Origin of the sequence: Kitasatospora sp. NPDC098663 (assembly GCF_044760075.1) — a bacterium.
Lineage (GTDB): Bacteria > Actinomycetota > Actinomycetes > Streptomycetales > Streptomycetaceae > Kitasatospora.
In genome coordinates this window covers 1-22,368 of record NZ_JBIWAP010000012.1, presented here as the reverse complement: position 1 = coordinate 22,368, position 22,368 = coordinate 1, and the positions used below count along the sequence as shown (strand labels likewise).

At 71.6% G+C, this 22,368-nt stretch carries 22 protein-coding genes; 11 read left to right on the top strand and 11 right to left on the bottom strand.

The genetic code is table 11. The annotated features are described in order from the left end of the window. Nucleotide 1: 1 nt before the first annotated feature. A complete protein-coding gene (locus tag ACIQVZ_RS15390) occupies nt 2-574 on the bottom strand; it encodes a Uma2 family endonuclease (protein ID WP_402450338.1) in 573 nt (190 codons plus the stop codon). A gap of 180 nt (nt 575-754) precedes the next feature. Between ACIQVZ_RS15390 and hutU the strand changes: the two genes are divergently transcribed. The 4 genes from hutU (at nt 755) to hutI (ending at nt 6,246) form a co-directional block, all read left to right on the top strand. Next, nucleotides 755-2,422: a urocanate hydratase gene (hutU, locus tag ACIQVZ_RS15385; protein WP_402450335.1), complete on the top strand. Its 1,668-nt coding sequence runs from the start codon at nt 755-757 to the stop codon at nt 2,420-2,422. 17 nt (nt 2,423-2,439) lie between these two features. Further along, a complete protein-coding gene (locus tag ACIQVZ_RS15380) occupies nt 2,440-3,621 on the top strand; it encodes an allantoate amidohydrolase (RefSeq protein WP_402450501.1) in 1,182 nt (393 codons plus the stop codon). Further along, on the top strand, nt 3,612-4,991 hold the full coding sequence (locus ACIQVZ_RS15375) for a formimidoylglutamate deiminase (RefSeq protein WP_402450332.1): 1,380 nt from the start codon (nt 3,612-3,614) through the stop codon (nt 4,989-4,991). Before ACIQVZ_RS15380 ends, ACIQVZ_RS15375 begins: the two co-directional genes overlap by 10 nt. 79 nt (nt 4,992-5,070) lie before the next feature. Further along, nucleotides 5,071-6,246 (top strand): imidazolonepropionase, encoded by a 1,176-nt coding sequence (hutI, locus tag ACIQVZ_RS15370; RefSeq protein WP_402450330.1) that lies wholly within the window; start codon nt 5,071-5,073, stop codon nt 6,244-6,246. 72 nt (nt 6,247-6,318) lie between these two features. On the opposite strand, the gene ACIQVZ_RS15365 is transcribed toward hutI, so the two are convergent. The 5 genes from ACIQVZ_RS15365 to ACIQVZ_RS15345 form a co-directional block, all read right to left on the bottom strand. Next, entirely contained in the window at nt 6,319-7,158 is an 840-nt protein-coding gene (locus ACIQVZ_RS15365) for a class I SAM-dependent methyltransferase (protein WP_402450327.1), read from the bottom strand. Nucleotides 7,159-7,332: 174 nt separating this feature from the next. Then, entirely contained in the window at nt 7,333-7,533 is a 201-nt protein-coding gene (locus ACIQVZ_RS15360; RefSeq protein ID WP_402450324.1) for a DUF397 domain-containing protein, read from the bottom strand. A 62-nt stretch (nt 7,534-7,595) separates the two neighbouring features. Next, the gene (locus ACIQVZ_RS15355) at nt 7,596-7,796 is read right to left on the bottom strand and encodes a DUF397 domain-containing protein (protein ID WP_402450323.1); all 201 of its coding nucleotides are present in this window, start codon (nt 7,794-7,796) and stop codon (nt 7,596-7,598) included. After that, nucleotides 7,789-8,649 (bottom strand): helix-turn-helix domain-containing protein, encoded by an 861-nt coding sequence (locus ACIQVZ_RS15350; protein ID WP_402450320.1) that lies wholly within the window; start codon nt 8,647-8,649, stop codon nt 7,789-7,791. The genes ACIQVZ_RS15355 and ACIQVZ_RS15350 overlap by 8 nt, the downstream gene beginning before the upstream one ends. Nucleotides 8,650-8,707: 58 nt before the next feature. Then, complete coding sequence (locus ACIQVZ_RS15345) at nt 8,708-9,535, bottom strand: hypothetical protein (RefSeq protein ID WP_402450318.1); 828 nt, start codon at nt 9,533-9,535, stop codon at nt 8,708-8,710. Nucleotides 9,536-9,679: 144 nt separating this feature from the next. Here ACIQVZ_RS15345 and ACIQVZ_RS15340 point away from each other — a divergent pair, with 144 nt between their 5' ends. Then, on the top strand, nt 9,680-10,165 hold the full coding sequence (locus tag ACIQVZ_RS15340; protein WP_402450316.1) for a hypothetical protein: 486 nt from the start codon (nt 9,680-9,682) through the stop codon (nt 10,163-10,165). A 48-nt stretch (nt 10,166-10,213) separates the two neighbouring features. On the opposite strand, the gene ACIQVZ_RS15335 is transcribed toward ACIQVZ_RS15340, so the two are convergent. Then, nucleotides 10,214-12,220: a prolyl oligopeptidase family serine peptidase gene (locus tag ACIQVZ_RS15335; RefSeq protein WP_402450314.1), complete on the bottom strand. Its 2,007-nt coding sequence runs from the start codon at nt 12,218-12,220 to the stop codon at nt 10,214-10,216. Between the two features lie 108 nt (nt 12,221-12,328). Then, the gene (locus ACIQVZ_RS15330) at nt 12,329-13,837 is read right to left on the bottom strand and encodes a peptide MFS transporter (protein WP_402450313.1); all 1,509 of its coding nucleotides are present in this window, start codon (nt 13,835-13,837) and stop codon (nt 12,329-12,331) included. A gap of 329 nt (nt 13,838-14,166) precedes the next feature. On the opposite strand from ACIQVZ_RS15330, the gene ACIQVZ_RS15325 reads away from it, so the two are divergent. After that, the gene (locus ACIQVZ_RS15325; RefSeq protein ID WP_030290974.1) at nt 14,167-14,841 is read left to right on the top strand and encodes a response regulator transcription factor; all 675 of its coding nucleotides are present in this window, start codon (nt 14,167-14,169) and stop codon (nt 14,839-14,841) included. Between the two features lie 63 nt (nt 14,842-14,904). After that, complete coding sequence (locus tag ACIQVZ_RS15320; RefSeq protein WP_350877372.1) at nt 14,905-16,149, top strand: ATP-binding protein; 1,245 nt, start codon at nt 14,905-14,907, stop codon at nt 16,147-16,149. Nucleotides 16,150-16,210: 61 nt separating this feature from the next. Here the strand turns inward: ACIQVZ_RS15320 and ACIQVZ_RS15315 are convergent, their stop codons facing one another. Further along, nucleotides 16,211-16,777 carry a GtrA family protein gene (locus ACIQVZ_RS15315; RefSeq protein ID WP_402450311.1) on the bottom strand — a complete coding sequence of 189 codons (567 nt, stop codon included), beginning with the start codon at nt 16,775-16,777 and terminating at the stop codon, nt 16,211-16,213. A gap of 246 nt (nt 16,778-17,023) precedes the next feature. Here ACIQVZ_RS15315 and ACIQVZ_RS15310 point away from each other — a divergent pair, with 246 nt between their 5' ends. From ACIQVZ_RS15310 to ACIQVZ_RS15300, 3 genes are read left to right on the top strand one after another with little or no spacing between them, the layout of a single operon-like run. Further along, nucleotides 17,024-18,163 (top strand): 5-(carboxyamino)imidazole ribonucleotide synthase, encoded by a 1,140-nt coding sequence (locus ACIQVZ_RS15310; RefSeq protein WP_402450498.1) that lies wholly within the window; start codon nt 17,024-17,026, stop codon nt 18,161-18,163. Next, the gene (gene purE / locus ACIQVZ_RS15305) at nt 18,160-18,696 is read left to right on the top strand and encodes a 5-(carboxyamino)imidazole ribonucleotide mutase (protein ID WP_402450309.1); all 537 of its coding nucleotides are present in this window, start codon (nt 18,160-18,162) and stop codon (nt 18,694-18,696) included. The genes ACIQVZ_RS15310 and purE overlap by 4 nt, the downstream gene beginning before the upstream one ends. 31 nt (nt 18,697-18,727) lie before the next feature. Next, on the top strand, nt 18,728-19,942 hold the full coding sequence (locus ACIQVZ_RS15300; protein WP_402450307.1) for a dipeptidase: 1,215 nt from the start codon (nt 18,728-18,730) through the stop codon (nt 19,940-19,942). 2 nt (nt 19,943-19,944) lie between these two features. Here ACIQVZ_RS15300 and ACIQVZ_RS15295 read toward each other — a convergent pair whose 3' ends face one another. Both ACIQVZ_RS15295 and ACIQVZ_RS15290 read right to left on the bottom strand, forming a co-directional pair. Next, a complete protein-coding gene (locus ACIQVZ_RS15295; protein ID WP_350877418.1) occupies nt 19,945-20,358 on the bottom strand; it encodes a CoA-binding protein in 414 nt (137 codons plus the stop codon). A 43-nt stretch (nt 20,359-20,401) separates the two neighbouring features. Beyond that, complete coding sequence (locus tag ACIQVZ_RS15290; protein ID WP_402450305.1) at nt 20,402-21,739, bottom strand: UDP-glucose dehydrogenase family protein; 1,338 nt, start codon at nt 21,737-21,739, stop codon at nt 20,402-20,404. A 181-nt stretch (nt 21,740-21,920) separates the two neighbouring features. Here ACIQVZ_RS15290 and ACIQVZ_RS15285 point away from each other — a divergent pair. After that, nucleotides 21,921-22,368: acyl-CoA dehydrogenase family protein (locus ACIQVZ_RS15285; RefSeq protein WP_402450303.1), on the top strand; the 448-nt coding region annotated here is incomplete at its 3' end.

The window sequence follows — 22,368 nt, the reverse complement described above, 5'->3', positions numbered from 1 at the left end:
CTCAGGCGCGGGGTGCGTACAGCGGCAGCGCGGAGGTGTCCAGTTCGGCGGGCAGCGGTGCGGGCAGGGGGACGGGCTCGCCGTACTTGCCGTGCAGCACGCCCTGGTACTCGCCGTCGCGGGGGTGGGTGCGAAGCGTCCAGACACCCTTGCGGGGGTCGACCGCGAGGAGGACCGGCACGCCCGCGACGGCGTACCAGCTCGTTTCGGTCGCGATGTGGCTGACCCGCTCGGAGGTGGCGATGACCTCTACGGCGAGCTCGACGTCGTGCGGGTCGGCCAGCCAGTCGTCGTCGTCCTCCCAGTCGGACGGCAGGACGACCAGGTCGGGTGTCGCGTAGTCCTCGGCGTCGTCGGGCATGTTGATCGAGGAGACCTCGTAGGCGCCGAGACCGGCCGGGAGGTTGCCGTCGAGTTGGCGGGACAGGCGCTTGACCGTCCCCGCGTGCTTGCCGCGAGGAGTGGGGGACATCACCAGGGTTCCTCCGATGATCTGGACGCGGAGGCCGGTGCTCCGCTCGATCTCCTCCGCCACATCCCGCAGTTTGCCGGGCCGCACGGTGATCGCAGTCATCGTGTTCTCCGTTCTCGTCGCTGGGCCGAGTGGCTGGTGTTCGCCGGGTTCAGGCTAGCGCGCCGAGCCGGTCGGCGGCGGGGCTGATCGGATGGGTCCGGGGTCTGGTCGGGAGCTGGTTGTTTGGATATATTCAGCCGAGCTGAATCTGAATGAATCCATCCGCAGGGAGGCCGGGACATGGTGCAGCAGGCGAGCGGGCCGCGTGAGGTCAGGGCGGCGCGCGGGACGGGGCTCACGACGCAGGGGTGGCAGCAGGAGGCGGCCCTGCGGATGCTGATGAACAACCTCGACCCCGAGGTGGCCGAGCACCCGTCGAAGCTGGTCGTCTACGGCGGCACCGGCAAGGCGGCGCGGGACTGGCGCTCGTTCGACGCGATGGTGAAGACGCTCCAGGGGCTGAAGCAGGACGAGACCATGCTGGTCCAGTCCGGGCGGCCGGTCGGCGTCATGCAGACCCACGAGTGGGCGCCGCGGGTGCTGATCGCCAACTCCAACCTGGTCGGCGACTGGGCCAACTGGGAGGAGTTCCGCCGGCTGGAGAGCCTCGGGCTCACCATGTACGGGCAGATGACCGCCGGCTCGTGGATCTACATCGGCACCCAGGGCATCCTGCAGGGCACCTACGAGACCTTCGCCGCCGTCGCCAACAAGCGGTTCAACGGAACGCTGGAAGGCACCATCACCCTCACCGCCGGCCTCGGCGGCATGGGCGGCGCCCAGCCGCTGGCCGTCACCATGAACGGCGGCGTGGCGATCTGCATCGACTGCGACCCGTCCCGGATCGCCCGCCGGATCGAGCACCGCTACCTGGACGTCGAGGCCAAGGACCTCGGGCACGCGCTGGAGCTGGCCACCGCCGCCCGCGACAAGCGGCAGCCGCTGTCCATCGGCGTGCTGGGCAACGCCGCCGAGCTGGTCCCGCAGCTGCTCGCGATGGACGCGCCGATCGACATCGTCACCGACCAGACCAGCGCCCACGACCCGCTCGCCTACCTGCCGGTGGGCGTCGCCTTCGACGACATGGCGGACTACGCGGCGGCCAAGCCCGCCGAGTTCACCCAGCGGGCCCGCGAGTCGATGGCCCGGCACGTCGAGGCGATGGTCGGCTTCCAGGACGCGGGCGCCGAGGTCTTCGACTACGGCAACTCGATCCGCGGCGAGGCCCAACTGGCCGGTTACGACCGCGCGTTCGCCTTCCCCGGGTTCGTCCCCGCGTACATCCGGCCGCTGTTCTGCGAGGGCAAGGGACCGTTCCGCTGGGCGGCGCTGTCCGGTGACCCGCAGGACATCCACAAGACCGACAAGGCCGTCCTCGACCTCTTCCCGGAGAACGAGTCGCTGCACCGCTGGATCAAGATGGCCCAGGAGAAGGTGCACTTCCAGGGCCTGCCCGCGCGGATCTGCTGGCTCGGCTACGGCGAGCGCGACAAGGCCGGCGAGCGCTTCAACGACATGGTCGCCTCCGGCGAGCTGTCCGCGCCGATCGTGATCGGCCGCGACCACCTCGACTGCGGCTCGGTCGCCTCCCCGTACCGGGAGACCGAGGCGATGCTGGACGGCTCGGACGCGATCGCCGACTGGCCGCTGCTCAACGCCATGGTCAACGTGGCCTCCGGCGCGTCCTGGGTCTCCATCCACCACGGCGGCGGCGTCGGCATCGGCCGCTCGATCCACGCCGGCCAGGTCACCGTCGCCGACGGCACCGCGCTGGCCGGCGAGAAGATCCGCCGGGTGCTCACCAACGACCCGGGCATGGGTGTGATCCGGCACGTGGACGCCGGCTACGACCGGGCCGGCGAGGTCGCCGCCGAGCGCGGGGTCCGCGTCCCGATGGGTGAGCTGTGACGTCCTCGTTCGAAGAGATGTGGGCGGAGCTGCTCCCCGTGGGCCGCTCCGCCGCCTCCGGCGGCTACCGCCGCTTCGCCTGGAACTCCGCCGACGCCGAGTGCCGGGCCTGGTTCGAGCAGCAGGCCCGTGACCGCGGCCTCGCCTACGAGCTGGACCGCAACGGCAACCAGTGGGCCTGGCTGGGCGATCCGAACGCGGGCGGGGCGGTCGTCACCGGCTCGCACCTGGACTCCGTCCCGGACGGCGGCGCCTTCGACGGCCCGCTCGGCGTGGTCTCCTCCTTCGCGGCCCTGGACGAACTCCGCAGCCGCGGGGCCGAGTTCACCCGCCCACTGGCGATCACCAACTTCGGCGACGAGGAGGGCGCCCGGTTCGGCGTGGCCTGCATCGGCTCCCGGCTGTCCGCCGGCGTGCTCTCCCGCGAGGCCGCGTACGAGCTGCGCGACGCCGACGGCGTCCGGCTGCCCGACGCGATGGAGCGGGCCGGCTACGACCCGGGCGCGATCGGCGCGGACGACGACCGGCTGGCCCGGATCGGTGCCTTCGTCGAACTCCACGTCGAGCAGGGCCGCCACCTCGCCGAGGACCGGCCGGTCGGCGTGGCCAGCGCGATCTGGCCGCACGGCCGCTGGCGGTTCGACTTCCACGGCGAGGCCAACCACGCCGGCACCACCCGGATCGAGGACCGCCGCGACCCGATGCTGACGTACGCCAACACCGTGCTCGCGGCCCGCAAGAAGGCCCGGCAGGCGGGCGCGCTGGCCACCTTCGGCAAGGTCGCGGTCGAGCCCAACGGCACCAACGCGATCGCCTCGCTGGTGCGCGGCTGGCTGGACTCCCGGGCCGCCGACGAGGCGACGCTCACCGCGCTGGTCGAGGAGATCGAGCAGGCCGCCGCCGAACGCGGCGGGCGCGACGGCGTCCGGGTCGAGCTGACCCGCGAGTCCTACACCCCGGTGGTGGACTTCGACGGCCCGCTGCGCGACCGGCTCGCCAAGCTGCTCGACGCCCCGGTGCTGCCCACCGGCGCGGGACACGACGCCGGGATCCTGGCGTCCGCAATCCCGACCGCCATGCTGTTCGTGCGCAACCCCACCGGAGTCTCGCACTCCCCGGCCGAGCACGCCGAGGAGGCCGACTGCCTGGCCGGGGTCGCCGCCCTCGCCGACGTACTGGAGGACCTGGCGTGTCGCTGAGCCCATTGACCTCGGGGACCGAGCCGGTGGCGTACTGGGCGCAGTACGCCTGGCTGCCGCACGACAACGGGCCGGTGGTCGAGCCGGACGTGCTGATCACCGTCGGCCCCGGCGGCCGGATCACCGCGGTGACCCCGGACAGCGGGCCCTGCCCGCCCGGGGCCGTCCGCCTCGACGGGCTGCTGCTGCCCGGCCAGGCGAACGCCCACTCGCACGCCTTCCACCGGGCGCTGCGCGGGCACGTCCAGGTCGGCTCCGGCACCTTCTGGACCTGGCGCGACACCATGTACCGGTTCGCCGGGGCGCTCGACCCGGACCGCTACCTGGCGCTCGCCACCGCCGTCTACGCCGAGATGGCGCTGGCCGGGGTGACCGCCGTCGGCGAGTTCCACTACCTGCACCACGCCCCCGGCGGCGCCCGCTACGACGACCCCAACGCGATGGGCGAGGCGCTGATCGAGGCCGCCGCCCGGGCCGGCATCCGGATCACCCTGCTCGACACCTGCTACCTGTCCGCCGGCTTCGGCGCCGAACCGACCAGGCCGCAGCAGCGGTTCAGCGACGGCGACGCCGAGGCCTGGGCGGTGCGGGCGGACGCGCTCAAACCCCGCGAGCACGCCCGGATCGGCGCCGCCGTCCACTCGGTGCGGGCCGTCCCGGCCGAACAGCTGGGCACCGTCGCCCAGTGGGCGGCGGTGCGCGAGGCGCCGCTGCACGTCCACCTGTCCGAGCAGACCGCCGAGAACGACGCCTGCCTCGCCGCGCACGGCGTCACCCCGACCCGGCTGCTCGCCGACCACGGCGTGCTCGGCCCGCGCACCTCGGCCGTGCACGCCACCCACCTCACCGACGAGGACGTCCGGCTCCTCACCGACACCTCCACCACCATCTGCATGTGCCCCACCACCGAGCGGGACCTCGCGGACGGCATCGGCCCGGCCCGCCGACTCGCCTCGGCGGGCTGCCCGGTCACCCTGGGCAGCGACAGCCACGCCGTCATCGACCCGTTCGAGGAGGCCCGCGCCCTGGAGCTGAACGAGCGGCTGCGCACCCGCACCCGCGGGCACTGGACGGCCAACCTCCTGCTGCGGGCCGGCACCGAGGACGGGCACGCCTCGCTCGGCTGGCCGGAGGCGGGGCGGATCGAGGCCGGCGCGCTCGCCGACTTCACCGTGATCGCCCTGGACTCGGTGCGCACCGCGGGCCCGCCGCCCCGGCTCGGCGCCGAGACCGCCGTCTTCGCGGCCTCGGCGGCCGACGTGCGGCACGTGGTGGTCGGCGGCCGGCAGATCGTCCGGGACGGCGTGCACCAGCTCGTCGCGGACGTGCCGGGCGCGCTGCGGGAGTCGATCGGCGTGCTGGACCACTGAGCCGTTCACCACTGAGCCGTTCGCCACTGAGCCGTTCGCCACTGAGACGTTCCTCCAACCCCCTTCGGAAGGCTTTGTCTTGAGCACCCCGACCACCCTGATCACCGGCATCGGCAGCCTGGTCACCAACGACACCGGGCACGGCACCGGGCCGCTCGGCCTGCTCACCGACGCGGCCGTGGTGATCGACGGCGGAACGGTTGCCTGGGTCGGCCCGGCAGCCCAGGCCCCGGCAGCGGACGAGCGCTTCGACGCCGAGGGGCGGGCGCTGCTGCCCGGCTTCGTCGACTCGCACGCCCACCTGGTGTTCGCGGGGGACCGGACCGCCGAGTTCAACGCTCGGATGTCCGGGCAGGCGTATTCGGCGGGCGGCATCCGTACGACGGTGGCGGCCACCCGGGCGGCGAGTGACGCCGAACTGGAGGCCAACCTGGCCGGGTTCGTCCGGGAGGCGCTGCGGCAGGGCACCACCACGATCGAGTGCAAGTCCGGCTACGGGCTGACCGTCGCCGACGAGGCGCGGGCGCTGCGGATCGCCGCGCGGCACACCCCGGAGACCACCTACCTGGGCGCGCACGTGGTCGCGCCCGAGTACGCCGACGACCCGGCCGGGTACGTCGACCTGGTCACCGGCGAGATGCTGGACGCCTGCGCCCCGCACGCCCGCTGGGTGGACGTGTTCTGCGAGCAGGGCGCCTTCGATGGCGACCAGGCGAGGGCTGTTCTGACGGCGGGGGTCGAGAAGGGCCTCACGCCGCGAGTGCACGCCAACCAGCTCACGTACGGGCCCGGTGTGCAGCTCGCGGTGGAGCTGGGGGCCGCCTCGGCGGACCACTGCACCCACCTGACGGACGAGGACGTGGCGGCGCTGGCGGGGTCGGCGACGGTCGCGACGCTGCTGCCGGGTGCGGAGTTCTCCACCCGCGCCGAGTACCCGAGCGGGCGGCGGCTGCTCGACGCGGGGGCCGTGGTGGCACTCTCCACCGACTGCAACCCGGGCTCCAGCTTCACCAGTTCGATGGCGTTCTGCATCGCGGTCGCGGTCCGGGAGATGGGCATGACCCCCGACGAGGCGGTGTGGGCGGCCACGGCCGGCGGCGCCCACGCGCTGCGGCGCACGGACGTGGGGTCGGTGGCGGTCGGCTCGCGGGCGGACCTGCTGCTGCTGGACGCGCCCTCGCACGTGCACCTGGCGTACCGCCCGGGCGTGCCGCTGACGGCCGCGGTCTGGCGCGCGGGCGTCCGGGAGGTCTGAGCCCGGGGACCGTCTTGCTCAGGTGGCGGCGGAAGGGCCAGCAGGCCCTGATGCCGACTTCTCCCGGGGTCATCAGGGCTGACGGTAGGCGCAGACAAGCAGGGTGTCGGCAGCACGTGCACCCGGTACGGCAGGAGGGAGCCGGTCGACACTGATCTTCGTGAACCCCGACTCGTCCAACAGCTTCGTCCAGACGGTCTCCTGGAGAACCCAGCGGTGCATGGTTGCCGGGGCGCCGTCCGTGGTGCGGGCCGGAACGTCGGCGTGCTGGACGTCCGGTTCAGCGGGGGCACCACCGAGGTAGTGGCCCAGAGTGGAGGCGGCCAGCAGTCCGCCGGGTCGAAGGGCGCGGGCAGCGGCCGGAAGCAGCCGGCGGGGGTCGGCGAAGTCGAGGCTGCCGAACACCGAGTAGAGCACGTCGTACTCGTCTGGATGCTCCTCCAGGTGCGCGGTCGCGTCGGAGCGTACCGTGCGCAGGTGCGGTGCGAGGTGGCCGTAGAGGTCGCAGGCCATCGCGTGCTGCGCGGGGGAGGCATCGACGGCATCGACCCGAGCCGGAGCGTAGTGGGTGACGAGGTGGGCGGCATGACGGGCGGCGCCCGCGCCGAGGTCGGCCACGACGAGGCCGGTGAAGTCCCCCAGCACCTCGACTCCTGGCCCGCCGTCCTGGGCCCAGACCCAGTGGAAGGCGCCGGGGACGGTCCGCTCCGTGTCGGCGCGGGCGCGGCCGTAGTGGTGCCAGAGGTCCGGCACGACAGCTTGGGTAGGAGAGGGGGTGGTCGCCGTGGCGCGCAGCTTCTCGGTGGCCTTCCAGCCCTGTACGACGATCTCGTCGGCTTCGTCGTCGTACCAGACGGTCGGGCACTCGTCGTCTCCCGTGTTGGGGTCGATCCCGATGAACCGTAGTGTCATGGCAACTTCCCCTTGCAACTCGGTTGCGTGGATGTGCATGACGGTCCCCGACTCGGCGGCCACCATCAAGAGTGCGACCCACAAGCGTAGTTGGTGCCCGACCCTGCCAACTTGGCCGCATCTCCTCCACCGGCGGCCTCTTGCTCCCAGCAAGAGGCCGCCGGAACGATTCGTTCAGGGGATGGTGGTGAGGTGGTCGAACTCGCCGGCCTTGGCGCCCTGGAGGAAGGCTGCGAGGTTGAGGCGGGTGGTACGGACGATGACGTCCGCGTCGTCGGACTCGCGTACTTCGATCAAACCGTCGATGGAGCGCACCTCGACGCAGTTGTCGCTTGCGGCAGAGTAGCTGGACTTCTGCCACGCGGAGTTGGTCATGGGAGCCAGGCTAGCCACCGGCGGCCTCCTGCGGGAAGCAGGAGGCTGCCGGAACGATTCGCTCAGGGGGCGGTGACCAGGCGGTCGAACTCGCCGGCCCTGGCAGCTCGCAGGAACGCATCAAACGCAGTGTGAGTCGTCCGGAGGACCACCTCGCCCTCGTCGGACTCTCGAAGTTCAACGCCCGCGCCGGCAGCCCGAACCTCAACACATGCATTGCTGGAGCCGGAGTAGCTGGACTTCTGCCATGCAGGGCTACTCATGATTACCCTCTATCTCCTTCTTGATGGATCGGATGAAGTCTCGGGAGTCCTCCTCAGAGAGGGCTACGGATGCCATCCGATCGAGGATCTCGCGGTAGCTTGCCAGGTCGGAGGGTGCATCGAAGAGCGGACACCCGAAGCTGATGTCGATCTGCACTGCGTCCAACTCGGGAACCGGACCGGCGACATAGACGAAATTCTCGCTGGGGCCGGGCAGTGATTCGATCTTAAACGGCACGGCCCGAACTGAGATGTCATGGCTCTCGGAATGGTCGATGAGTGCGCCGAGTTGCTCGGCAAGCGCCTCTGGCCCGCTGAACTGCATGCGTAGCGCCGCTTCATGGATGAACGCCGTGTATGGCGTAGCGCCGTTGCGGACGATCTGCTGCCTCCGCAAGCGGAAGGCCAAGCGGAGATCAATGTCTGACTGCGGCAACGGCGGGATGGCGCGGGCGAACACCGACGCGGCGTAGGCCGGGGTCTGAAGCAGCCCGGGCAGGAAGGTGATCGAGTAGGTGGCGATCCGCCGTGCATGCGCCTCGATCGCTGCCACATCGAGTAGGTCTGTGGGCAGCCGCAGGCTGTACTCCTCCCACCAGCCGGTTTCTCTCTCCCTTGCCATGTCGGCGAGCGCCTCGACCAGAGGCGAATTGGCACACATGCAAGCCTCCGCGATCTGATGGAGACGAGCCACGCTGACGGCGGACTTCCCGATCTCCATCTGACTCACCAGGGCGGGAGTCACCCCGAGCAGACGGGCGAGCTGGCTGCCGCCGAAGCCAGCTTGCTCTCTCATCCTTCGCAGTTCGGCGCCGAGCCGTCGCTGGCGAAGGGTGGGGATCCGAAGAGCCATGGCGTCCTCTCCGATGGTGCGCAGAGGCCAGTGTGCCGCGCCGGTTGCCAGCTCTGCGTCAGTCCGCCTGAAGCTCCTTCGCCACCTGCTCCGCCAACACGCGGGCGCCCTCAAGGCGCGGGTCCTCGGGATGCGCATGCGGCCCGAGGATCTTCGCTGCGACGAACAAGGTCATCAGCTTGCCGTCCCGGCTTGCGAAGTCGCCGCTCCGCTCGATGCGAACGCGATCGGCCAGCGCCGGTACGGCAAGCGACGCCGCCCACAGCGTGGCAGCGTCCAGACCACGTGGGGCCATGCCCCAGTCCTCCCAGTCGAAGACGCAGAACTCGGGCGCTGTCACGTTCGCCCAGTTCAGATCCGCATGCGCCGGACACCACTCGCTCACCGCAGCGTCGATTTTGGGGAACACCTGGCTGATCGTTCGACTCACCAGCTCCTGGGTAATCGTCTCCATGTCCGGTGTGGCGATCCGATTCGTCCGTTGCTTCGCGAGCGCGTCGAGGGAGGTATTCAGCGCCGGCCACCAGTTGGACGGCAAAGCGGGGTCCTCGGCCACAACTGCGGACCCCACTGGGGTGGATGGCAGCAGTTCGGTTTCATCGGCCCGCCACATCACCGGCTCGGCGTCGTCCCGCCAGGCGACGCCGGCCAGCCACGCGGGCTTCGCGATCCCGTGCAGCGCCTCAGCGGAGGGGGTCCCGTCCCCGCCTTGGACGCCGATTCGGTCGAGTCCGCGCCGTTCGATGCGCACCCAGGTGCCACGCTCCGTACCGGCTCCCACGGACCGGCGTTTGCGGACCACCGTCGCCTTGTCGAGCCGGGTCCCCAAGGCCGTCTCGACGCGTTCCAACACCTCGTCGACCGGCACCCGGCGTAGATCCGTCATGGGACAACGGTAGCGATGCTCAGCGGAGTTGGGAGTCGCTCCGAACGAGACGCCGTCAGCCGGCCCACGCCCGAACGATCAAGCTCTCGGGTCTGGCATCGTGAGCGGGATCTGGAACTGGCCGAGCAGCACATCCGCGCGGCCATGAAGATCGGCGACCACCGCACGGAGCTGGCGTTCATGCGGTTGCGCCAACAGCGCACTGACCGGCCGCCGTTCGAGGACTACCTGCGCGGCCGGGAGTGGCCCGCCGACGGGGTGCGGACCACCACCACCCTCGCCCCGCCTGACACGGGCGGGTGGTTCGAGCAGTTCGTCATCGGGGCGGCCGTGCTCGGTGTGTTCTGGCGGGCAGAGCGCCACGACGACGGCGCGTACACCCTGTGGCTCCACAGCCGCGACACCCGCTCCTGGGCCTCGGCCGACTACGAGCGTGGCCGCACCGCGTACGAGGTGTACCAGTCCGGCCCCCGGAACCTCTGGGACGAGGTGGAGGCCGCCCGGCGCCGGTGGGACGCCCGGGGCCGCCCCGGCCCCGCCCGCTTCGGCCTCACCGCTACCCCGGACGCCCACACCATGTGGCTGGACTCCCCGGAGAGCCCGGAGGCCATCCGCGTCCTCGGGGGGTGAGGGCGTGCGCAGGAAGTCGGCCCGGCCGACTTCCTGCGCGCTCATGCTCTACCTGCCCAATGACCGCCGCAGGAACTCCAGTTCATGCAGCAGCAGGTTCTCCACCGTCGCTTCCTCCGTCAGCCGGTGGCCGGTGCCACGCAACGGCAGGACCTCGTGCGGGCGGCCGGCGGCGAGGAGGGCGTTGGAGAGCCGCAGGGCGTGGACGGGGAAGACGTTGTCGTCGGCCAGGCCCTGGATCAGCAGCAGGGGGCGGCTCAGCTTCGGGGCCTCGGTGATGAGCGAGCTGCTGTCGTAGTGCTCGGGATGCTCGTCGGGGTGGCCGAGGAAGCGCTCCTGCCAGTGGGTGTCGTACAGCCGCTGGTCGGTGGGGGCGGCCCCGGCCGAGGCGGCGTGGAAGACGTCGGGGCGCCTCAGCACCGCGAGGGCGGCGAGGAAGCCGCCGTACGACCAGCCCCGGATGCCGACCCGGTCGAGGTCCAGCAGTCCGGGTCGCAGCCGGGCGGCCTCGTGCAGGGCCTCGATTTGGTCCTCCAACGCCGGCCCGGCCTTGTCGCCGTAGATGGTCTTGTCCCAGCGCGGCCCGCGCCCCGGGGTGCCGCGCCCGTCCGCCACCAGCACCGCGAAGCCCTGGTCGGCGAACCACTGCGACACCTGCTCGTGCCAGGCGCCGCCGGTGGTGGCCTTCTGCATCGCGGGCCCGCCGTACGGGTCGAGCAGGACGGGCAGCGGGGTGCCGCCGGGGCGGTGGCCGGTGGGCAGGAAGAGGTTGGCGCGCAGTTCGCGCGGGCCGAGGCGGAGCAGCTCGGGGCGTGCGGTGACGACGGGCGCTTCGGTGTACGAGGCGAGCGGCAGCGGCGGGCGGCCCTCCCGCAGGACGGTGGCGCGGCCGCCGGTGGTGAGGACCAGCGTGCCGCCGCGCTCGACGCCGCCGTGTACGCCGGGCCCGCTGCTCAGCCTTTGTACGCCGCATCCCGGTTCGTACGTCCACAGGTGGGTCTCGGCGGGCTCCTCGGAGGCGGTGAACAGCACCGTCTCGCCCTCCGTCCCGAGGACGGCCCGCAGCTGTAGCCCCGCAGGGGTGACCGGCTCACCGTCCACGGTCAGGTGCCGGGTGTCGCCGTCGTCGGCGGTGTCGACCAGCGCGCCGCCCGCCGTCCGCACCGGCAGTCCCGGGAGCAGTTCGACCCACCGCGGGTCGGTCCGCTCGGAGAGCACCCGGGTGTCCCCGTTCGCCCTGATCGCCAGCGTACGGACGGTGCGCTGGTCGCGGCTCTGCACGGCGGCGTACGGCCCGTGGTCGTCCCACCCGGCGGCGGTCAGGTACTCGAAGGAGGCGCGGTCCCAGTGGACCTCCGTACGGCCGCCGTCGAGGCCGAGCAGCCAGAGCGTGACCTCGGCGTTGGCGGTGCCGGCCAGCGGGTAGCGGATGACGCGCGGCGGCTGCCCCGGGTCGGTGGGGTCGGCGAGGAACCAGCGGGTGACCGTCCGGTTGTCGACCCGGGCGACCAGCAGGGCGGTGCCGTCGGGGGACCACCAGTGGCCGCGGGTGCGGTGCATCTCCCCGGCGGCGACGTACTCGGCCAGGCCGTAGCCGACGTCCTCGGCCTCCGGCTCGGCCAGCGCCCGGTCGCCCGTACCGTCCGCACCGGCCACCCGCAGGACGCCGCCGCTGACGTAGGCGATGCGGCGGCCGGTCGGGTCGAGGCGGGGGTCCTGCGGCGGGCCGGGGACGGGGACGGCGCGGACGGTGCCGTCAGCGGTGTCGGCCAGCCACAGCGTGCCGTCCAGCGCGAAGGCGGCGAGCCGGCCGGTGGCGTCGGTGCTGTACGCGGCGATGCCGACGGAGGCGCCCAGCGCGGCCGGGTCGGCGATCAGCCGTTCCCGGCCGGTGGCGGTGTCGAGCGCCCAGAGGCAGGCGAGCGGGTCGGTGCCGCCGCGGCTGCGCAGGAACAGGACGGTGGCGCCGTCGGCGGTGATGCCCGGGTGGGCGGGGGCGCCCAGGGTGAAGTGCCGGGTGCGGGCGAGCTGGCGCGGTAACGGGTCGGTCGTCATGCCGGGCACCATAGGCACGGCCTGTGTGGCGCTGTCGAGCGAAAAACGGCCGGGGCCGCCGCGGATCTCAGGAATCCGCGGCGGCCCCGGAGCGGGCTGGTGTGGGCGTCAGTGGACGTCGCCCATGAGCGTGACGACCCGCTTGCGGTACATCGCGAGCGCGAGGCCGGCGACGATCGCCATGCCGCCCTGGACCGCGAAGTACCAGCTGCTGCCGACCACCTTGTCGCCCAGCACCAGCTGGAAGATGGCGGCCACGCAGTCACCGGCGGTGACGGCGAGGAACCAGACGCCGACCATCTGGCTGGCGTACTTGGCGGGCGCCAGCTTGGTGGTCACGGACAGGCCGACGGGGGAGAGGGCGAGCTCGCCGACGGTCTGGACCAGGTAGACCATGGCCAGCCACAGCGGGGTGACCTTGGTGTCGCCGGTGGCGGCGGCCATCGCCAGCATCATGACCATGAAGGAGGCGCCGATCATCAGCAGACCGAAGGCGAACTTCATGGTGGTGCTGGGGTTCTTCGACCGGCGGGCCAGGGCGATCCAGAGCCAGGCGAAGACCGGGGCCAGCGCCATGATGTACAGCGGGTTGAGCGACTGGAACCAGCTGGACGGGAAGTTGATCCCGAACAGCGTCGAGGCGGTGTGGTCCTTGGCGAAGACGTTCAGCGTCGAGCCGGACTGGTCGTAGATCATCCAGAACACGGCGGCGGCGACGAAGAACCAGATGTAGCCGCTCATCTTGGACTGCTCGTCGGCGCTGAGGTCCTTGTCGCGCTTCACCTTGGCGAACACGAAGAAGGGGATCGCCAGGCCGGCGATGGACAGCGGCCAGACGGCCCAGTCGATGGTGAAGTGGCCGGTGGAGACGACGATGCCGTAGAAGACGACCGCCGCGGCCAGCCAGATGCCGGCCTTGCGGAAGATCTTGCGCTTCTCGTCCGCGCCGATCGGCGAGGTCACGATGTCGCTGGTGGGGCTCAGGTGGCGGGTGCCCAGCAGGAACTGGATCAGGCCGAGCGCCATGCCGATGCCGGCCAGGGCGAAGCCCAGGTGCCAGTCGACCTTCTGGCCGACGGTGCCGACCACCAGCGGGGCGAAGAACGCGCCGAGGTTGACGCCCATGTAGAAGATCGTGAAGCCGCCGTCGCGGCGCGGGTCGTTCGGGCCGTCGTAGAGGTGGCCGACCATCGTGGAGATGTTGGCCTTGAGCAGGCCCGAGCCCACCGCGATGCAGACCAGACCGGCGAAGAACGCGCCGGTGAACGGCACGGCCAGCAGGAAGTGGCCGGCCATGATGATCGTGCCGCCGATGGCGACCGTCTTGCGGGCGCCGAGGAAGCGGTCGGCGATCCAGCCGCCCGGGAGGGCCAGCAGGTAGACCATCGCCGTGTAGACGCTGTACACGGCGCCGGCGGTCGCCAGCTTCATGCCGAGGCCGCCGTCCGTGACGGAGGCGGTCATGTAGAGCACCAGCAGGGCGCGCATGCCGTAGTAGCTGAAGCGCTCCCACATCTCGCTCAGGAAGAGCGTGGCGAGCCCTCGGGGGTGACCGAGGAAGGTCTTGCCGCTGGGCGAGGCCGGGGTGAGGCCGGCTTCCAGGGTGGTAGACGCCATGAGTAGGGGTTCCTTGCCTGACAGCGTCCGCCAAGGGGGGTGGCGGCGGACGTGGACGGAACCACTCTACGTGGCGATATTTAGCGTTATCAGATGACAAAAGCCACGAATCAGGTAGGGGAATGGCAAAGTCCGCGGCAGATCCGTCCGATCTATCCATGGTAGACGGGCAAATTTCCCTTCAATTTCAAGATTGAAGGCCGGATTCTTCGCCGAACGGGCGGTCTGCGACGGCGTGTTGAGTCTGAAGGGGCTCCTGTGTAACGATCACGCTCTGTGAACTACCTCACAAGGCAGTCCGCCATACCCGGGCGGACTACCATCACCACATGACCTGTGTGCTGCTCGCCGAGGACGATCCGGCGATCTCCGAACCGCTCGCCCGAGCCCTGCGACGTGAGGGCTATGAGGTGCTCGTCCGCGAGGACGGTCCGACCGCACTGGCCGCGGGCCTGACCGAGGAGGTCGACCTCGTCGTCCTCGACCTCGGCCTGCCCGAGATGGACGGCCTGGAGGTCTGCCGTCGCCTGCGCGCCGACGGCAAGAGCTGCCCCGTCCTGGTGCTCACCGCCCGCGCGGACGAGGTGGACACCGTGGTCGGCCTCGACGCCGGTGCCGACGACTACGTGACCAAGCCCTTCCGCCTGGCCGAACTGCTCGCCCGCGTCCGCGCCCTGCTCCGGCGCGGCAACGTCGACCAGCTCACCACCGGCGCGCACGGGGTGAAGATCGACATCGAGTCCCACCGCGCCTGGCTCGGCGAGGAGGAGCTCACCCTCTCCGCCAAGGAGTTCGAGCTGCTGCGCGTCCTCGTCCGGGACGCCGGCCGGGTGGTCACCCGCGAGGAGATCATGCGGCAGGTCTGGGACACCACCTGGTGGACCTCCACCAAGACCCTGGACATGCACATCTCCTGGCTCCGCAAGAAGCTCGGCGACGACGCGGCGAACCCGCGCTACATCGCCACCGTGCGCGGAGTGGGCTTCCGGTTCGAGAAGAATTAGCCCCGTACGGAGAACGCGGCCGGGAGTCGGCCGACGAAGCGGAGCACCTCGGGGAGCGGCAGCGTGAAACGCCGGATGATCAACTCGCTGCTGGGCGTCGTCCTGGTGGTGGTCGTGGTGTTCTGCGTGCCGCTCGCCCTGGTCGAGAAGCGCACCATCGTCAACTCGGCCCAGGACCGGGTGGACGCGTCCGCCGTCCGGGTGCTCGCCCTGGTCGAGAACCGGCTCTCCGCGGGCGAGCCGGTCACCGGCCGGGCCTTCGACAACCAGGTCACCGAGGGCAGCTACGTCGAGGTGCAGATCCCCGGCCAGGACGTCGTCTCCAGCGGCGAACGCCTGGCCGGCGGCCACCTGCTGAAGGCCGTCGAACGCGGCAACAGCGGCGAGGTCGTCACCGTCGAGCAGTCCCGCGCGGACGTCGACCACGAGATCGCCAACATGCTGCTGCTGCTCGGCGTGGTCGCCCTGCTGGCCGTCCAGGCCGCCGTGGCGCTCGCCGTCTGGCAGGCCAAACGGCTCGCCCGGCCGCTCACCGACCTGGCCGAGACCGCCGAACGGCTCGGCTCAGGCGACCCGCGCCCCCGCGACCGCCGCTACGGGGTGCCCGAACTCGACCGGGTCGCCGAGGTGCTGGACACCAGCGCCGAGCGGATCGCCCGGATGCTCACCGCCGAACGCCGGCTCGCCGCCGACGCCTCGCACCAGCTGCGCACCCCGCTCACCGCGCTCTCCATGCGGCTGGAGGAGATCACCGCCCTCGCCGAGGAGCCGGAGACCGTCAAGGAGGAGGCGACCATCGCCCTCCAGCAGGTCGAACGGCTCACCGACGTCGTCCAGCGGCTGCTCACCACCCAGCGCGACCCGCGCAGCCCCACCGCGGTGGCCTTCGACCTGGACGAGGTGATCAAGCAGCAGGTCGAGGAGTGGGGCCCGTCGCTGCGCGAGACCGGCCGGGTGCTGTCCCTGGAAGGCCTGCACGGGGTCACCGCCGTCGGCACCCCGGGCACCGTCGCCCAGGTGCTGGCCACCCTGATCGAGAACTCGCTGATGCACGGCGCCGGGACGATCACCCTGCGGGTCCGGCCCTCCGGCACCTCGGTGGTGGTCGAGGTGCAGGACCAGGGCGCCGGTGTGCCGCCGGACCTCGGGAACCGGGTGTTCGAACGCGCCGTCAGCGGCCGCAACTCCACCGGCATCGGCCTGGCCGTCGCCCGTGACCTCGCGGAGGCGGACGGCGGGCGGCTCGAACTGCTCTCGCTGAAGCCCGCCGTGTTCGCGCTCTTCCTCGGCCGCAGCCACACGGACTGAGCCGGGGCGGGAGCCGGTCGGGGGTGCGGCCTAGGTGCGGCCGGGGGTTACGGCCGGCCGGCTATTCGGCCTTGGCGTAGCGGATCTGCTCGGCGGCCAGCATCAGCTCGGCCTGGGCGGCCAGCTCCTGACCGCTGGCGCCGTCGGTGCCGCCGGTGCCGCTCGCGTCCTGCGCGACCGGCTCGGGCAGCGCCTTGAACACCCAGGTCCGGTACGAGAAGAAGCGGAACACGGTGGCCACCGCGAGGCCGGCCACCTTGGCGCCCAGCTGCTCGTAGTGCGAGTCGAGGCCGAGCACGTACACCGAGAAGCCGAGCACCCCGGTCTCGATCAGCATGCCGATGCCGCTGTACACCAGGAACAGCGTGATCTCCCGCTTGCGCGAGGCGGCGTCGCGGTCCCGGTACAGCCAGTAGCGGTAGCCCAGGTAGTTGGTGGCGATGGCGATCAGCGTCGCCGCGATGTTGGACCGCAGCGAGGCCAGGCCCAGCCCGTTGAGGCACACCCAGAACACGGCGAAGTTGACCACCACGCCGCTCAGGCCGACCAGGCCGAACTTCACCACTTCGCCTGACAGCCCCCGCAGTTTCTGCGAGAGCGAAGGGCTCGAAGCTTCGGTCGTCGCCATACCGGGCTGCCTCCATGTGCCTGCGGGTCGAAGAGCGGATCGCGTGGACGCGTCCACCCCTTGAGCCCTGCGTGCACGCACATGATCGGACTGCGCAGACCAGGACCTAGCCGTCCAGGCTACCCGCTTCCACCGAACGGCTCAGCCCCCAGGGCTCCGGGTTGACTGGGACGCCCAGCCCACCCCAGCGGTTCCACCACCCCCGACCGGCCCGGATATCCTGGCGGGGTGACTTCCCCGGGCAATGTGAATTTTCCAGTGGTGGGCATGATCGGCGGCGGGCAGTTGGCCCGCATGGCACACCAGGCGGGCATCCCGCTCGGGGTCAGGTTCAAACTCCTCGCCGACACGCCCCAGGACTCCGCCGCACAGGTGGTCTCCGACGTCGTCCTCGGTGACTACCGCGACCTCGACACGCTGCGCCGCTTCGCGGCCGGCTGCGACGTGATCACCTTCGACCACGAGCACGTCCCCACCGAGCACCTGCGGGCCCTGGAAGCCGACGGCATCGCCGTCCGGCCCGGCCCGGACGCGCTGGTCAACGCCCAGGACAAGGGCGTCATGCGGGCCAAGCTCGACGCCATCGGCGTGCCCTGCCCCCGCCACCGGATCGTCGCCGACCCGGCCGACGTCACCGCCTTCGCGAACGAGGGCTCCGGCTACCCGGTCGTGCTGAAGACCGTCCGCGGCGGCTACGACGGCAAGGGCGTCTGGGTCGTCGACGGCGAGGAGGACGCGCAGGCGCCGTTCCTGGCCGGCGTCCCGGTGCTCGCCGAGGAGAAGGTCGACTTCGTCCGCGAACTCGCCGCCAACGTCGTCCGCTCGCCCAGCGGCCAGGCCGTCGCCTACCCGGTGGTGGAGAGCGTCCAGGAGAACGGCGTCTGCGCCGAGGTCACCGCCCCCGCGCCGGACCTCGACCCCGCCCTCTCCGACGAGGCCCAGCAGCTGGCCCTGCGCATCGCCGGCGACCTCGGCATCACCGGCCACCTCGCCGTCGAACTGTTCCAGACCAGGGACGGCCGGATCCTCGTCAACGAACTCGCCATGCGCCCCCACAACTCCGGGCACTGGACCCAGGACGGCGCCGTCACCTCGCAGTTCGAGAACCACCTGCGGGCCGTCCTCGACCTCCCGCTCGGCGACCCCCGGCCGCGCGCCAAGTGGACCGTCATGGTCAACGTCCTCGGCGGCGACTACCCGGACATGTACCACGCCTTCCTGCACTGCATGGCCCGCGACCCCGGCCTGCGGATCCACATGTACGGGAAGGACGTGAAGCCCGGCCGCAAGGTCGGCCACGTCAACGTCTTCGGGGACGACCTCGACGACGTCCGCGAGCGCGCCCGCCACGCGGCCGCCTACCTGCGAGGAACGATCACCGAATGACCTCCTCCCCTTCGAACCCGCTCGTCGGCATCGTCATGGGCTCGGACTCCGACTGGCCCGTCATGGAGGCCGCCGCCCAGGCCCTCGACGAGTTCGAGATCCCCTACGAGGTCGACGTCGTCTCGGCGCACCGGATGCCCCGCGAGATGGTCGCGTACGGCGAGAACGCCCACCGGCGCGGCCTCAAGGCCATCATCGCCGGCGCCGGCGGCGCCGCCCACCTGCCGGGCATGCTCGCCTCCGTCACCCCGCTGCCCGTCATCGGCGTGCCGGTGCCGCTGCGCTACCTGGACGGCATGGACAGCCTGCTGTCCATCGTCCAGATGCCGGCCGGCGTCCCGGTCGCGACCGTCTCGGTGGCCGGCGCGCGCAACGCCGGCCTGCTCGCCGTGCGGATGCTGGCCGCGTTCGACCCCGAACTGACCGAGCGGATGACCGACTTCCAGGCCGAGCTGAACAACCAGGCCACCGAGAAGGGCAAGAAGCTCCGCGCCAAGGTGGCCGGATCCTCCTCCTTCGGCTTCGGCAAGTAGCCCCGGCGGCGGGTGGGGTAGAACAGCCGGTATGACTACCGATCCGGACTCCCCCACCCCGCTGGACCGCGCCAAGGCCCTGCTGCGCACCGCCCCCGTGGTCGACGGCCACAACGACCTCCCGTGGGCGATGCGCGAGCAGGCCGGGTACGACCTCGGCGCGGTCGACCTCGCCGCCGACCAGAGCGACCGCCTGCACACCGACCTCGCCCGCCTCGCGGAGGGCGGGGTCGGCGCGCAGTTCTGGTCCGTCTACGTGCCGACCCGGCTGGCCGGCGACCACGCGGTGAGCGCCACCCTGGAACAGATCGACTTCGTCCACGCCCTGGTCGAGCGCTACCCCGACCGGCTCCGGCTCGCCCGCACCGCCGACGACATGGAGGCCGCCCGCGCCGAGGGCCGGATCGCCTCCCTGATGGGCGCCGAGGGCGGCCACTCCATCGACTGCTCGCTCGCCACCCTGCGTGCCCTCCACGAGCTCGGCGTGCGCTACCTGACGCTCACCCACAACGACAACGTGCCGTGGGCCGACTCCGCCACCGACAAGCCGGCGGCCGGCGGGCTGACCCGCTTCGGCGAGGAGGTCGTCCGGGAGATGAACCGGCTCGGCATGCTCGTCGACCTCTCGCACGTCTCCGCCGACACCATGCGTGACGCCCTGCGGGTCACCGAGGCGCCGGTCGTCTTCTCGCACTCCTCCGCCCGCGCCGTCTGCGACCACCCGCGCAACATCCCGGACGACGTGCTCGCCCAGCTGCCCGCCAACGGCGGCGTGGCGATGGCCACCTTCGTGCCCAAGTTCATCCTGCCCGCCGCCATCGAGTGGACCCTCGCCGCCGACGAGAACATGCGCGCCCACGGCTTCCACCCGCTCGACACCACCCCGCCCGCGATGGAGCGCCAGCGCGCCTTCGAGGCCGCCAACCCGCGCCCGATCGCCACCCCGGCCACCGTCGCCGACCACCTCGACCACCTGCGCGAGGTCGCCGGCATCGACCACATCGGCATCGGCGGCGATTTCGACGGCACCGCCTTCCTGCCCGACGGCCTGGGCTCGGTGGCCGGCTACCCCAACCTGATCGCCGAACTCCTGCGCCGGAACTGGTCCGAGGCCGACCTCGCCAAGCTCACCTGGCACAACGCCGTCCGCGTCCTGCGCGACGCCGAGTCCGTCGCCGCCGGGCTGCGGGCCGCCCGCCGCCCGTCCATCGCCACCATCGCGCAACTGGACGGCGCGCAGGGCTGAGGTCAGCCCAGCCGCGGGATCTCGATGGCCGGGCACCTGTCCATCACCATGGCGAGCCCGGCCGTCCTGGTCCGCGCGTACGCGGCCTCGTCGACCACACCCAGCTGGAACCAGACGGCCCTCGCCCCGGCCACCACCGCCTGATCGGCCACCTCCCCGGCCAGCGCGCTGTTCACGAACACGTCCACCACGTCGACCGGGAACGGGATCGCGGCGAGCGAGGCGTAGCCGGGCTCGCCGAGGACCGTCTCGGCCTTCGGGTGCACCGGTACGACGCGCTTGCCGTACCGCTGGAGCACCCCGGCCACCCCGTAGGCGGCCCGGGCGGTGTTGTTGGACAGGCCCACCACCGCCCAAGTGTCGCCGGTGCCGGTGAGGATCTCGCGAACCGTCGCGTCGTCGCCGTAGCTCGTCATGCCGCTGCCAACGACGGCCACGGGCGCCGGATTCCCGCAGGCGTCAGCTGGGGCGGCCGAGGGCGCGGTAGGTCCAGCCGGCGGCGCGCCAGGCGTCGGCGTCCAGGACGTTGCGGCCGTCGAGCAGGCGGCGCTCGGCGACCACGGCGCCGAGGACGGCCGGGTCCAGCTCGCGGAACTCGGCCCACTCGGTGAGGTGCAGGACGACGTGGGCGCCCTCGGCGGCCTCCAGGGCCGAGTCGGCGTAGGCGAGCGAGGGGAACATCTTGCGGGCGTTGTCGACGGCCTTCGGGTCGTAGACGGTGACCTGGGCGCCTTGGAGCTGGATCTGGGCGGCGACGTTGAGCGCGGGGGAGTCCCGGATGTCGTCCGAGTTGGGCTTGAACGCGGCGCCGAGGACGGCCACCCGGCGGCCCAGGAAGCCGCCGCCGCACTGCTCGCGGGCCAGCTCCACCATCCGGGAGCGGCGGCGCATGTTGATCGAGTCGACCTCGCGCAGGAAGGTCAGTGCCTGGTCGGCGCCGAGTTCGCCGGCCCGGGCCATGAACGCCCGGATGTCCTTGGGCAGGCAGCCGCCGCCGAAGCCCAGGCCGGAGTTGAGGAACTTGCGGCCGATCCGCTCGTCGTGCCCGAGCGCGGTGGAGAGCAGCGTGACGTCGGCGCCGGCCGCCTCGCAGACCTCGGCCATCGCGTTGATGAAGGAGATCTTGGTGGCCAGGAAGGAGTTGGCGGCGGCCTTCACCAGCTCGGCGGTCGCGTAGTCGGTGACCAGGAACGGTACCCCGGCCCCGATCGGCTCGGCGTACACCTCGCGCAGCAGCCGCTCGGCGCGCTCGCTGTGGGCGCCGACGACGATCCGGTCCGGGCGCAGGGTGTCCTGGACGGCGAAGCCCTCGCGCAGGAACTCCGGGTTCCAGGCGAGTTCGGCGCCCGCGCCGACGGGTGCCAGCGCGGCCAGCCGCTCGGCGAGCCGGCTCGCCGAGCCGACCGGCACGGTGGACTTGCCGACCACCAGGACCGGGCGGGTCAGATAGGGGGCGAGGCCGTCGATCGCGGCGTCGACGTACGACATGTCGGCGGCGAACTCGCCCTTGCGCTGCGGGGTGTTGACGCAGACGAAGTGCACGTCGCCGAACTCCGCGGCCTCCTGGACGGAGCTGGTGAAGCGCAGCCGGCCGGTCGAACCCTCGTGCCCGGCGACGTGCTTGAGCAGCAGCTCGGACAGCCCCGGCTCGTACATCGGGACGCGGCCGGCGGTCAGCGTGGCGATCTTGTCGGGGTCGATGTCCAGGCCCAGCACCTCGAAGCCGAACTCGGCCATCGCGGCCGCGTGCGTGGCGCCGAGGTAGCCGGTGCCGATCACGGAGATGCGGAGGGTCACGGGTTCCCCTTTGTGCGGACTCGACCTGTACGGGTGCCTCTGATGCTATCCGCCCCGACGGATCCGGCCTCGATCGCCTGTACACCGGGGACGCTAGGCAGCCGCAGGTCGGAGCCCTAGGATCTCTACTGAACGGTAGTTAACACCGGATCGACTTCGATCACTGGACGAGGCGGGCATCATGGCGGGCAGCGCAGGGGCGGCTGACTTCGATCTCTTCCGTATCTCCGAGGAGCACGAGATGCTCCGTGAGGCGGTGCGTTCGCTGGCCGAGGCGAAGATCGCTCCGTTCGCGGCGGAGGTGGACGAGCAGGGGCGGTTCCCGCAGGAGGCGTTGGACGCGTTGCGGGGCAGTGATCTGCACGCGGTGCACGTGCCGGAGGAGTTCGGTGGTGCGGGGGCGGACGCGCTGGCGACGGTGATCGTGATCGAGGAGGTGGCGCGGGTGTGTGCGTCGTCCTCGTTGATTCCGGCGGTGAACAAGCTGGGGTCGTTGCCGGTGCAGTTGTCGGGTTCGCCGGAGTTGAAGGCGAAGTACCTGGGGGCGCTGGCGCGGGGTGAGGGGATGTTCTCGTACTGCCTGTCGGAGCCGGAGGCGGGTTCGGACGCGGCGGGGATGCGGACCCGGG

Excerpts from the sequence above, each read along its gene's own strand:
- ACIQVZ_RS15335 (WP_402450314.1), bottom strand. The coding sequence starts at position 12,220 with ATGACGACCGACCCGTTACCGCGCCAGCTCGCCCGCACCCGGCACTTC.
- ACIQVZ_RS15295 (WP_350877418.1), bottom strand. The coding sequence starts at position 20,358 with ATGACGAGCTACGGCGACGACGCGACGGTTCGCGAGATCCTCACCGGC.
- purE (WP_402450309.1), top strand. The coding sequence starts at position 18,160 with ATGACCTCCTCCCCTTCGAACCCGCTCGTCGGCATCGTCATGGGCTCG.
- ACIQVZ_RS15350 (WP_402450320.1), bottom strand. The coding sequence starts at position 8,649 with ATGGCTCTTCGGATCCCCACCCTTCGCCAGCGACGGCTCGGCGCCGAA.
- ACIQVZ_RS15315 (WP_402450311.1), bottom strand. The coding sequence starts at position 16,777 with ATGGCGACGACCGAAGCTTCGAGCCCTTCGCTCTCGCAGAAACTGCGG.
- hutU (WP_402450335.1), top strand. The coding sequence starts at position 755 with ATGGTGCAGCAGGCGAGCGGGCCGCGTGAGGTCAGGGCGGCGCGCGGG.
- ACIQVZ_RS15340 (WP_402450316.1), top strand. The coding sequence starts at position 9,680 with ATGAAGATCGGCGACCACCGCACGGAGCTGGCGTTCATGCGGTTGCGC.
- ACIQVZ_RS15330 (WP_402450313.1), bottom strand. The coding sequence starts at position 13,837 with ATGGCGTCTACCACCCTGGAAGCCGGCCTCACCCCGGCCTCGCCCAGC.
- ACIQVZ_RS15355 (WP_402450323.1), bottom strand. The coding sequence starts at position 7,796 with ATGAGTAGCCCTGCATGGCAGAAGTCCAGCTACTCCGGCTCCAGCAAT.
- ACIQVZ_RS15365 (WP_402450327.1), bottom strand. The coding sequence starts at position 7,158 with ATGACACTACGGTTCATCGGGATCGACCCCAACACGGGAGACGACGAG.
- ACIQVZ_RS15325 (WP_030290974.1), top strand. The coding sequence starts at position 14,167 with ATGACCTGTGTGCTGCTCGCCGAGGACGATCCGGCGATCTCCGAACCG.
- ACIQVZ_RS15390 (WP_402450338.1), bottom strand. The coding sequence starts at position 574 with ATGACTGCGATCACCGTGCGGCCCGGCAAACTGCGGGATGTGGCGGAG.
- ACIQVZ_RS15345 (WP_402450318.1), bottom strand. The coding sequence starts at position 9,535 with ATGACGGATCTACGCCGGGTGCCGGTCGACGAGGTGTTGGAACGCGTC.
- ACIQVZ_RS15300 (WP_402450307.1), top strand. The coding sequence starts at position 18,728 with ATGACTACCGATCCGGACTCCCCCACCCCGCTGGACCGCGCCAAGGCC.
- ACIQVZ_RS15380 (WP_402450501.1), top strand. The coding sequence starts at position 2,440 with ATGTGGGCGGAGCTGCTCCCCGTGGGCCGCTCCGCCGCCTCCGGCGGC.
- ACIQVZ_RS15360 (WP_402450324.1), bottom strand. The coding sequence starts at position 7,533 with ATGACCAACTCCGCGTGGCAGAAGTCCAGCTACTCTGCCGCAAGCGAC.